Annotated in this window: 7 protein-coding genes; 3 read left to right on the forward strand and 4 right to left on the reverse strand. The window is 48.5% G+C overall.

From position 1 onward, the window contains the following. Nucleotides 1–75: 75 nt before the first annotated feature. Together GW591_RS09150 and GW591_RS09155 are read right to left on the reverse strand one after the other, a co-directional pair. Nucleotides 76–2916, reverse strand: coding sequence for a WG repeat-containing protein (locus GW591_RS09150; protein ID WP_121020112.1), 2841 nt, complete (start codon nt 2914–2916; stop codon nt 76–78). After that, complete coding sequence (locus GW591_RS09155) at nt 2916–5678, reverse strand: WG repeat-containing protein (RefSeq protein ID WP_119261798.1); 2763 nt, start codon at nt 5676–5678, stop codon at nt 2916–2918. Before GW591_RS09155 ends, GW591_RS09150 begins: the two co-directional genes overlap by 1 nt. A gap of 516 nt (nt 5679–6194) precedes the next feature. Here GW591_RS09155 and GW591_RS09160 point away from each other — a divergent pair. Both GW591_RS09160 and GW591_RS09165 read left to right on the forward strand, forming a co-directional pair. Further along, nucleotides 6195–6452, forward strand: a complete 258-nt coding sequence (locus GW591_RS09160) for a DUF1883 domain-containing protein (RefSeq protein ID WP_013576162.1) — start codon at nt 6195–6197, stop codon at nt 6450–6452. 364 nt (nt 6453–6816) lie between these two features. After that, nucleotides 6817–7995, forward strand: coding sequence for a M20 aminoacylase family protein (locus GW591_RS09165; RefSeq protein ID WP_119262245.1), 1179 nt, complete (start codon nt 6817–6819; stop codon nt 7993–7995). Here GW591_RS09165 and GW591_RS09170 read toward each other — a convergent pair. Both GW591_RS09170 and GW591_RS09175 read right to left on the reverse strand, forming a co-directional pair. Continuing rightward, nucleotides 7992–8690 carry an extensin-like domain-containing protein gene (locus tag GW591_RS09170; RefSeq protein ID WP_013576164.1) on the reverse strand — a complete coding sequence of 233 codons (699 nt, stop codon included), beginning with the start codon at nt 8688–8690 and terminating at the stop codon, nt 7992–7994. The two genes, GW591_RS09165 and GW591_RS09170, sit on opposite strands and share 4 nt — an antisense overlap. Nucleotides 8691–9032: 342 nt before the next feature. Next, entirely contained in the window at nt 9033–9659 is a 627-nt protein-coding gene (locus tag GW591_RS09175) for a zinc-binding dehydrogenase (RefSeq protein ID WP_013576165.1), read from the reverse strand. A 599-nt stretch (nt 9660–10258) separates the two neighbouring features. Between GW591_RS09175 and GW591_RS09180 the strand changes: the two genes are divergently transcribed. Then, nucleotides 10259–11914, forward strand: a complete 1656-nt coding sequence (locus tag GW591_RS09180; RefSeq protein ID WP_013576166.1) for a methyl-accepting chemotaxis protein — start codon at nt 10259–10261, stop codon at nt 11912–11914. Nucleotides 11915–12280 lie beyond the last annotated feature (366 nt).

A 12280-nucleotide genomic window follows, 5' to 3' on the forward strand; every position in this document is an offset into this window, starting at 1 on the left:
AGTTCACTACTATGACAGTTAAACATTAGCACAAAAAAACCCGCCGTAGCGGGTTTTAAAAGCCAGAAATGCGTTCTACGGTTTGCAGTTATCCGGCATCGCTACCGGCCACTGTCTTGCGCTGCCAGCGCCGTATAAAACGGCAATGCCGCATTCCTTATCGATCCTTGCAAGCGGTTTACCCGTTTTATCAATCATCATTGACATCGCAGGCGTTGAAACGACGGCAACGCCGCTGTCAAACGGTGAGACGGCACTGAATAGCGGTGCAATGGCAAAGTTACCCTGTACATCGACAAACCCGTAATTATTGTTCGTTTTGGCGAATGCCAGGCCATCCACAGGCAAACCTAAGTCGGCATAAGCAATGCCCTCAGCTTGTTTACCCTGGCCGTTTATCCAGGTTTTCATGCCGTCTGCGCGTGTCAGTACAGCATGATCATTCACCATCAGGCTGGCATTCCCCTGTACCGTCAGTACTAATTTACCGGTGTTGTCGACATAACGGGTCGCTGGCGTACCATCCTGCGGGTCGTTAGAGACAGACCACGTGCTGGCTGACGGCATTGTCCACCTGCCCTCAGGCATAGCCGCAACCCGCACACCTTTATCATCGATCAGCTCATACCCTGCCGGCGTCGAACGCAAAGCACGGCCCTGCACAAAAGCAGAACTTTGGGCTTCCGCTACGGGCTGAATTTGCCATTCTCCTTGCGCAGAAAGATAACCTTCCTGCGGCTTACGGGATAATTTTACCCAATCGCCCAGCGCGCTGATACGGGTTTGCTGTTCGTGCAGTTCAATGTTGCCTTGGGGATCCAAAAGCCAGGACTGCCCTGCGGCAGAGGTGGCAAGAATGCGTCCATCACTGAACTGAGTGACTGATAACCCCGCCGTTGGTGCGACTCTCGCTTTCGCATCATTGCCAATGATTTCAGCAATCACACTGGATTCGGCTTGGTCAGGAGCGGCCGGTTGCGTCAGCAGCCAGAGCGCAGAATTGATACGTTTTGCTTTAGCATACTTCGCTTCAACAATGATTTTACCCTGACCGTCCACAATGCCCCATAAGCCTCCCGGCGCTCTGAACGCCGCCAGACCATCGGCGTAGTCACCCAAATCCTGATAAGAGGGCTGAACAACCGTTTTCTGTGTGTTGACATCAAAGATGCCCCACAGCGCGCCTTCGGCAGCGGTTTCGCGAAAACGGAACCAGCCGTTACCCACAGACTCAATCTCGAATACGTTGGGCAAATCATAATGCTTACCCGCGTGATCCAGTGCGGTCAGCTTGCCGTCCAGATAATCAAGCGCGTAGCCATGAACAAAGGGCGAAATATTGTCTTCGGTCAGCGGGATAACAATTTTCCCCTGAGCATCGACAACACCGGTTCCCTCAGCCGTTCTGACAATAAACTGTTCGATATTACCGTCTGCGTCAGCAGATTGAATATCCTGCCATTTGCTGTCGAGCTGAAGTGAACCGTCCGGGCGCAGGAAACCGGCACCGTTTTTACCGCTTCCGGATTCAGGACGAATCAGTGCGAGTGGCGATTGTGCAGAAGTAACATCATTTCTGACATAGAGAGGTTCAATCCGGCTGCCATCAAGGGCGCTGCTATTCTTCTGATTCAGTAACGCCTTTCCTGATGCATCAACAATATTGACGACATCACCCTGGTCGTTGCGCAGCCATAAACGGTGGTTGATCACTTCTGCGCTGTTGATTTGCGCCAGCCAGCCCACATTCTGTGAGCCTCCGATGATGCCGCCAGAAGGTGCAACAATCGCGTTGACCTTTTTCGGGTCACCTTTGGTAGTGATCAGGTATTCACCCGTACTGTGCTCCCAGGGCTCACTGCCCGCAGGCAACAAAAGAGGTTGTTTACGTCCCGGTACATACAATGTAAGAGCGTCTTTGGTGACGGGATTCAACACGTAATCACCGGAGACACGTAGCGAAGAGGCCTCGGCTTCGCTAAAGGTGGCGATAACCACTGCGGAATTATCAAGTAATTTGATCCCTTCAGGGGTTTTTGCCAGCCAGAAAGCGCCAGTTTCTTCACTGACCGACAAGTACTTCTGTTCGTCCGGCACACCGTCGGTGCGAATTAAGGTAATTCCTTCCGCATTTTTCGCCAGGGCAACAGAAGAGTTTTGCGGATCAAGGGTGATTGCGGTGTATTGCGGCAGAACGCGCCAGGTAAGATTGCCATCAATGATGCCGTAACCTTTGCTGGCATCAAAAGCGATAAAGAGATCTTTCGGGCCAAACGGTTCAACCACTTCCATTTTGTCGGTAGCCACATGACGGACACCATCAGGGGAAAGCAGAACGCTGTTAAACGTCAGACTCAGGCGGGCCGGAATGCCGTCACTCAGAGTGGCGTCATCCACTAATTCATCCAGCGCTTTACCGACCTGGGCACCTTTGTGGTCAATAATTTGTGGTTTACCTCCCGCCGTCACCACGGCCAACCCGGATTCGGTAAAGGGCTGGACGCGATCAAAGGCCGGCGGAATCATCCAGTTTCCTGTCAGATCGATGAATCCCCACTTGCCCTGTTGCATGGCAGCGGCGGCACCAAAATGATAGTCACCGACTTTTTCAAAAACAGGTTTAATGACCAGTTGCCCCTGATTGTCTAAAAAGCCCCAACGCTCGCCATTTGCATCTGCAGCAGGCAAAAGCACTGCTGCACGGCCTTCATGGACATCACGGATACATAAATTCTGAACCACAGGCAATGCATTATGCCTTTGTGCATCCGCCCGCGCCGCAGATAACGGCGCAAAGCAACTGTCGGGCTCTGCCGCGATTGCAGCGGATGTCAGCGTCAATAAGGCCAGTGTACTGCTGGTATTCAGAGCACAACGGAGTGCATTTCTTAGCCTTGAAGGTTTGCTGACAATCATTAATTACCTCCGGTACCGCATGCAGGAGCCTTGGCTGGCCAGAGATAAGCCCCCTTAGCATCCACAATGACACGCTGATTACAGCGCACCTGAATTTTCGCCTGAACAGCGCCATCACCGTTTAGCAAACTGACCACACCTTTACCCCCTGCCCAGGCATGTTTCTCGCTGAAATCATTTGCCCAATCGAACTTAGGCAAAATAGCGAAACGCCCTGTGGTATTGATGTAACCTAGCAAATTGCCATAGGTCGATTTCTTCATGGCGGTAGCAAAATTATTGCTCATTGCACCAACCTGATCAAAGTAAGAACCGATCAGTTTCTTGCCTTGCTGATCAACAAAACCATACAGGCCCTTGCTATCACGCAGAGGGATGACGCCAGAATTGGCTTTATCCGCCTGCAGGCTGTCGAGTCCGGCGAAGCGCTGAATCTCATTGCCGTCGTTGTCATACAACACAGTTTCGCCTGTAAGATCGTCATTCATGACCAACCGCGCCATCGAGTTCAATGCCTGGGCCTGTTCAAAACCGTCTAACGGAACCGCGCCATGATCATTAATCAATGTGACGCGGCCATCACTGACCGCGCGGCTCAGATTAAGAGGCGGGATGAAATTGAATTCAGCGGTATAAAGTGGTGGGACTTGCCAGTCGCCCTGACTGTTAATCGCCCCAAAATGAGGGGAAAAACTGAGCATAACCCAGTCGCCATCAACAGAACTTGAAGATGCAGTAATTGCCTTGCTGACAGGGAAACGCCCTGCGCTGTCGAGCAATGCAACACCACCTTCGGAAGGTTGAACCAGCCAGTGGTTGCGGCCCACAGGCTGCGGCCTTGAGAGCAAATCTGTGGCTAAAGCCTGACCGTTTTCAGCGCTGTAGAGGCTGTAATGGCTGGCAAGCGCACCACGCTCACCGGGCTGATCGTTATCAGAAAGCGTAAAAGCACCTTGCCCGATATACTGGAATTTACCGCTACGGCCCGCATCAGGCTCAATCGCCCAACTGCCGTCGGTTCTGATCACGCCCCAGCCCGTATCTGTCTGCGCCAGGGCATAACCGTCATTGAAGGAATCAATCTGAATAAACTGAGGTGCAGCTTTATTGCTTTTACTCGCAATGTCCCATAAGCCCCAGCGTTGGGCATCTTTTTCGCCCCCGGTATAAAACAGCAGTCCGGATGACAAACGCTGAGCGCTTTGCTGAATATTTGCCGGAACGTCTATCGCGTTACCGCTGCGATCAATAAGGTGCTTAACGTCTGTATTGCCATTGTTGTCAGTGGCCCAGGTATAGTCGCCGTTAAACGGGGTGATTTGCGTAAAGACTGGCTGGATAACCCATTTCCCTGCGGCATCGATCGCGCCAACTTTTTTGTTTTCAGTATGGATGATCAACGGAGCCTGAGAAGCCTCTCCTTCAATCGATGCCCACTGAGGATCGGAAAGCACATTCCCCTGGGAGGTGAGGATTGCCGGAGGTTTTGTCGCATCAACAGGCGTCAGAACTGCCCATGGCAGGCTTTGTGCCGTATCTGTGGTTGCTTGCGCCAAAGCATTGATGTCATCGGTCATCGGCGTCGTGGCCAATGGTCTTAACTGATAGTCTTTCAGCGCTGTCAGCGTGGCGTCATTAAGAAGCGCTACGCCGTTATTGTCATAGATCTGCGCGACCTGAGGCGTTTTCCCCTCAGTTTGCATCACCCAAAGACGGTTGCCCTGTTGCAGAACTTGCGGCTTATTCACTTTCAGCGAAGCAACCTGATTATCAGCACCGATAATCACAATGCCTTTACTGCCCGTTCCCAGCGTAGCTTTACCCCAGTCGAGGATGTTTTCAGATTGATCTGCAGGAATATCCTGCACTTTTTCCAGCTTATTGTTGAGCAACTGTTTGCTGCTATCCGCAGCTGTAACCAGCCAGCTACCTGAAGCCAGCGGACGTACAGATTTATATTGCTCTTTATTTAACGAAACACCCTGCCGGTCAACGAACATCCAGACGTTTTTGGTTTTCACCGCAACGACATCACCACTAAATTGCGGCTCGTCGCGGGTTTTCAGGATCATCGGGTCAATCGCCCAGTCACCATTTTCATCGAGATATCCCCAGTAACCGTCTTGCGCAGAATCACGCTTTTTAGCTGGAATCAGCCCGGACTGAGGCAAATCCAGTGCAATGACATCATCAGGCAGAGAAAGGGAACGATTTGTGGAGGCATTCCACAAGGCAGGCGAAACTTGCGTTTGCACACTTGCCAATGCCTGACCGCGCACAAATCCCTGGCTGTCGAGAGAAACGGCAAACGGCAGCGTTTTTATCACTGCACCTTTGCGATCAATCAGTACCAGACGGTTATCGGTCACGACCAGCGCGGTGCCTTGTGCATTGAAATCGGTTGCCCGCGTAAATTTAGGTTCAATAACCCAGTGGCCTTTCTTATCGATATAGCCGAATTTATCGCCTTTTTTCGCAGCAGCCAGGTCGTTCACAAAACCCCGGGCTTCACTGAAATCAGGCTTGATCACCATATGCCCGGTGGTATCCACGTACCCCCACAACGGTTCGCGGGATAACCCGACCTGCACAGGGGAAAGCCCTTGCTGGAAAGGCAACTGGCAATCCTTGGCCGTTTTTGCATTGCTACACGCCCGTAACAGTGCGTCATCCGCATGTACCGGCAGGCTAAAAAAAGCATTCAGAACCAGGGATAACGCACTGAAGTTTCTGACATATTTGAATTTTTCGGAGCAATTCATCCGATGCCCTTATAACTGGATAAAATTAGAAAGTGTAGCGCCCGCATTTTTTTCATCACCCGCAGAATGGGCGCGTGAGACGGTAAAAAAACCGATAATAATCAATTTAAAGCGAGCGCACATGCCATACGCCTATAGGGTGTCAGCTTGTGAAAGAAAAAGCAGCTATTTTATTACTCTGTAACGAATGAATACATATTATCAATTCCCGGAAAGAGACGCCTTGTGTGTTACCGCTCACCTGCATTACTCACCCGCCGATAACCTGACAGCAACATTCCAACCTCCTTACTAGAAATTAGATCATTTTCATTTACATGTGTTTGAGTGGCTAACAATTAATCTTCGGAAGATTATTACAACTCTTGATTAAGGTCATTATTTCCCCCTCTTTTGTCTGGTTTTATAGATTCCAGAGCGTTGTGTGACCAATATCACTCCCGGTCCGGGTGGCGTCAAACCTGGCAGTGTTCGGTTACAGCGTATTTCAGGTGTTTTATCTTATTGGGGGAAGTCATGCCTATCGTTCGAGCCAGATTGAGTCTGTTTGGTGGCGACACCGTCGTCATACGTTGTTCAGAAAAATGTCACATTCATCTGATGTGTGAAAATGATGTTGAGCGAAAAGGACGTCACTCAGGTTTCGGCGATATTTTGACGGTTAATGATCAAAATACGGCTTATGTGGGGATCCCTTATAAAGGTATCTGGAATGTTCTTATCGATTCCCAGTGTGACTCACTGGAGCACTCAATAAGTTATATGCCCGCCTGAAACCCGCCATTACCTCCTCGATTCTGCTGCTTTATCTGAGACCTTTATCAGGCGGATGGAAAACCATTTGCCTGATATTTCATGAATTACCAGTCAGCCCGGTCTGCATCACAACGTTACAGTTAACCGCTGACACCATCCAGCAGCAAAATGTTGAATTGCGTAACGTCGCGGAAAAAACTTTAGTCTGTCACATCAATTACATACCGTTATTGAATTGAACATTCCATAATTTTCAAAAGTCCTTTTTTTGCCTGATTTATGTATTGCCAGTCCGGATTTCACATTGCATTCTGTCAAAGGTAATGACATGGCACCGGTCATATTGGCCGGATTTCTTTCAGGCAAAAAACAGATCCTTATAATGAATAATAAATCACTTTGCACCATCGCTGACGTAGCGGATCTCGTTCCGCAATTGCGCCAGGTTCGCCAACACCTGCACCAACACCCTGAACTTTCCAATGAAGAATCTGCAACCGCAGCACTGGTCGCTGAAAAACTCGAATCTCTAGGCTATCAGGTGACCACCGCCGTGGGCGGATACGGCGTCGTCGGCTCAATGAAGCATGGAAACGGGTCACGTAGCATTGGCATCCGCGCAGATATGGATGCCCTGCCCATCACCGAACGAACAGACTTGAGCTACTCCAGCCAGTTTCCTGGAAAAATGCATGCCTGCGGCCACGACGGCCATACGACGATGTTGCTGGGTGCCGCTGAACAGCTTGCACGCAGCAAAAACTTTTCCGGCACCTTGCATCTTATTTTCCAGCCCGCTGAAGAAATTGGGTTTAACAGCGGTGCGGAGCGCATGCTGGCCGAACAGTTGTTTGAACGATTCCCCTGTGATGCCGTCTACGGGCTGCATAATCATCCCGGCTATCCGGTCGGCAAAATGATGTTCCGTTCTGGCCCGTTTATGGCAGCCTGCGACACGGTCAACATCACTATTCATGGTAAAGGCGGACATGCAGCCCGCCCGCATATGACCGTAGATCCTATACTGGTTGCCAGCAGTCTGGTCATCGCCCTGCAGTCTGTTATTTCGCGCAATATCGACCCTAATGACACAGCGGTTGTCACCATCGGTTCATTACATTCAGGGCATGCGGCGAATGTCATCCCTGAAACTGCACGCCTTGAAATGAGTGTTCGCTCCTTCGATCCCGAAGTCCGCAAAACGCTTGAGCAACGTATCCGAACTCTGGCAGAGAATCACGCTGCCGGTTACGGTGCCCGCGCTGAAATTGAATATGTTCCCGGATATCCGGTACTGGTGAATCACGATCAGGAAACGGCATTTGCTGTGGAAGTGGCAAAAGAACTGCTGGGTGAAGAAAACGTGGTCGATAATCTTCCGCCTATTTCTGGCAGTGAAGACTTTGCGTATTTCCTGCAGCAGAAGCCCGGCTGCTTCCTGCGTCTGGGCAACGGAGACAGCGCGGTGCTGCATAATCCGGCCTACAACTTTAATGATGAAAGCCTGAGCTTTGGCACCGCCTACTGGACGCGTCTGGTGGAGCGCTATTTAGTCGATTAACGGCAAAAACCGAACCAGCGCATGCCGAGGTGGAAGTGATTGGCATGCGCTGCGTTGTATTCCGGCCCGATGGAATTGCCAAAATACGGGCAGCTCTCTGAAAATAATGTCCGCACATACTCCCCTTCTGCGCCGGGCTGAGGCCATTGTTTCAGCACCGTAAGATGGCGCCCGTCAGCCAGCGAGAAACCGGCAATATCCAGCGCTTGCGCCGTAGCGTGTTCGCTTAGCCGGGCGTCGGGCTTGTTATAGACGTTCCTGCAGGCATAACTGCCCAGATGATCAATACGCACCAGCGGCGAACCTAATTCCCGAGTGGCCAGCGGTTTCGCCACCTGCGCGACAAACATTGCGCTGCTCAGTGCAAGGCGACAGCTCGCCAGATAACTCGAACTCAATGAAACATCACCAAATCCGCGAACGCGCACAGAATGAGTCAGCGGACATTTCCCGCCCATATTTCCGGCGCTGTTAAACTCAATCATCCCCTCTTGCTGAGCCCGTTCAAGCACAGCCAGACATTCCTGAGGATTGTTATCCAGCTTCCTTAATTTGTAGCGGGTGATCAGATTCGGCGGGTCATTAATAGTTATCGGTGTGAAAGGATTATATTCAGAAGGCACATGACGGCTTATCCACGGGCCACTGAACCAGGCGATGCCAATAATCACAATGAAGCTAACCCAATATCGCATAGTGTTCCTTTAGCACCACTTAGGTTTAGCAGTACATTGTTTTTCACGCGGAATATTTTGAGTATAGCGCCTGAGTAAATAGTGATCTGACGGGGTTACAAGTCGGGAAATAAACTTACTTAGCTTTGACATAAATAGACATTGAGTTTGTTACTTTTATATCCGAAGACGATATTTCTTCTCCTGTGTCCACTGTGAACTGTCCTTCATAGTGTGTAAGACCCTCGCATTACCCCTTTCAGCCCGCCCCGAGCGGGCTTTTTTTTATCGGCTATCTCGCGCGTAAGTCATGAGTGACGCAGCAAAAGATGCTAAGTCGCGCCACCCGACACCCTGAAAACCTTACTTATGCGTAAAGTCGATCACCATTCTGCCTTTAATTTTGCCTTGTTCCATTTCCTGGAAGATCGCATTGATATCGCCCAGCGGACGCTTTGTGACTTTCGGCACCACTTTACCTTCAGCGGCAAACTGGAAAGCTTCAGCCAGATCTTCACGGGTACCGACCAGTGAACCGACGACCTGAATGCCGTCAAGCACAAGACGAGGAATATTCAGGCTCATGGATTCCGGCGGTAAACCCACGGCGACAATACGACCGCCAGCGCGCATCGCATCCACTGCGGAGTTAAAAGCGGATTTCGCCGTTGCTGTTACCACCGCAGCATGAGCGCCACCGACTTTCTCCTGAATAATTTTTGCTGCATCGTCTTTCCGCATATTAATGGTCAGGTCAGCCCCCATATCGGCGGCAAACTCCAGTTGCTGATCATTAACATCAATACCGATCCCTTCATGCCCGAGGATTACGCCGGTTTTGTCACCGAAATCACCGTTTTTGACATGCAAATCCGTATGACATACACCACAGCACTCCATTTCCAAAAGTGCCTCACCATGTTCCAGGTCGCGCAGAGTCTTCTCCACGACGTCCACAGAGTGGTCTTTATTCACAACAGCAGCTTTCATTTTCCTTTCCTTATCGTTGTGGCGGAACCTCAAAGTTACAACGCTATTTATCTGGCTGCAAATGAGAATGAAACGCTTTAACTATCAAGTTCAAAACGTTGGCGGAAAGTTTCATTTCCATTGTTGATGAGGAATATGACGGCAGATACTCAGGCAATATGGGACAGAGTTTTTACTTTAATCATGAAAAATCAATTGGTTAAAAAATCCAGCAGTACAACGAAGGTGCCATATTCCCCCGCTGATTCACGTACTCTACGTTCAGTCATAATTTAATGTGTATTAATTTTATCCACACAATTAACGGTCGGTAATTCTGCTACCCATTTAAATCTGACTGAAACACTTAAAGGACTGGTAATTAGGATGCATATTAGTATTTCCCTATCATTAAGTAATATCTATACTTTTCAACACGAAAGACTCTCCACATACTTTTCACTTTTATAAATCAAAAAACAGCTCAAGATATAAATTTTGATGCCGATAGTGAGATCAATGAAATATAAAAAAGCTGGCTCAGCTGTTTTATAAATTATAAAAAAAATCCGAAGCCTGTTGAGGGCGAATTTATCGTTTAAATACATGAGGATTCTAAAGTGAGATTTATAAGAGATATTAAAATACGAACAGTATTAATAACCATTCTCATCACTTTTTCACTTTTATGGGCCGGAGTATCAGGTTTCGCTTTATACTCACTTAATCAGTTAAAAAGTGAACTGAACTTCACCAATGTTCAACAGCAAAACGGTGACATCATCAATGGTGCCAATGCACAGTATTACCGTGCAGTAACAGCACTGGAACGCGCTATAGCTGGGTTAGAAAAAAACAATAACGGCATTTATGATATTGAAATAAAAGCCACGTTGATTGAATTAGAAAGTCTTAAAAAAGGGTTAGATCAATTTAAAAATATTGATCATGGGAATTTAGACTCCAACACCGTGGACGATATCTATAACAGTTCCTTTACTCTTTTCAACAGTGCTGTATTCCCCATGTATGAATCAGCAGCAGTGAAAAATACAAGTCTGTTCGCGTCTTTAAAAAATGATAAATATCTTCCGCTTAGACGTAACTTTAGTGCAGCCATAGAAAAATATAATGACAAAATTACCTCTCTTAACGCTGAAGCGAATCACAGAATTACCCAGTGGGTTGCATGGTGCCAATATATACTTATAGGTGCTATGGCCCTCAGCGTTGTCATTATGCTTTTGAGCGATCGTTATCTGGCAAACTTTCTTGTTAAACCATTAAACAAAGTGAAAGCTCACCTTGAATCATTGGCAACCGGCATACTTGACAGCAAAATTGCTTTCCAGGGTAAAAACTGCGTTGGACAATTAATACCTTATATCAACAAGATGCAAGATAACTGGGCAAAAACAGTATACGACATCCGAAACAGCGCTGATTCAATTTATAAAGGCTCCAGTGAAATCTCCACCGGGAATACCGATCTTTCCTCCAGGACAGAAGAACAGGCATCTGCACTTGAAGAGACAGCCGCAAGCATGGAACAACTGAGTTCAACCGTTCGACATAATGCAGATAATGCGAGTCAGGCCAGCACACTGGCAGAACAGGCAACTCAGGAGGCAAACCAAGGCGGTGTTATTGTGAACGACGTCATATCTACCATGGTAAAAATTAACGCCAGCTCGCATAAAATCGTAGAAATAATCAGTGTTATTAATGGTATAGCCTTCCAGACCAACATTCTTGCTCTTAATGCCGCTGTTGAAGCAGCACGAGCCGGAGAGCAAGGTCGGGGATTCGCCGTCGTTGCAAGCGAAGTAAGAAATCTGGCGCAGCGCAGTGGACAAGCCGCAAAAGAGATTGGTGTGCTCATTAATGAATCGGTTGAGAACATTCAGTCCGGGTCAGAACAAGTGACCCAGGCCGGGGGAGCCATGGAGAAAATCGTCAGCTCTGTCAGCCGTGTAAATGACATCATGAGCGAGATAGCGGCTGCATCGACTGAACAAAGCAAAGGAATAAACCAAATCGGTATAGCAGTCGTGCAAATGGATAGTGTTACGCAGCAAAATGCCGCACTGGTGCAGGAATCAGCCGCCGCCGCCGCCTCACTTGAAGAGCAGGCACGTCAGCTCACAGAAATTGTCTCGGTGTTTAAAATCGAAGGCAGGGCTCCCCTTTCTTCAGCGAGTCTTCTTCCCAAAAATAAAACACAAAAAAATAGCAGAGTCTTAACCACAGAAGATGGCGGCTGGACGAAGTTCTGATATTCCAGCCCTTCGCGGCATGAATGGGAAGGGCTGGTTCGTCATTCTTGTGGGGCAATGTGACGGCGTTGAATCGGGAAGTTTTACTGTCAGACCTGTCCCCCGGGAGGACAGAGAGCGATGACCGGAAACAGAAATAAAAACTGAATTAAATGAAATTAAAAATAGTCACAGCTTATATTTTACTTAAAAAAGCACTTGAATCCAATAAGTTGTGTGTTTTTCTATGTTCAAACATTGCGTAATGTAACATCACGATTATCCTTAAAATGAGTCATGAAAAGATTAATCCACAGTCGTTATACCCCGGGTGAGGTATATCGCATGCGGATTAATGAATATGCCCACCTGGTGGGGTGATTATTT

The organism is Rahnella aceris (assembly GCF_011684115.1).
Taxonomy (GTDB): Bacteria; Pseudomonadota; Gammaproteobacteria; order Enterobacterales; family Enterobacteriaceae; genus Rahnella; species Rahnella aceris.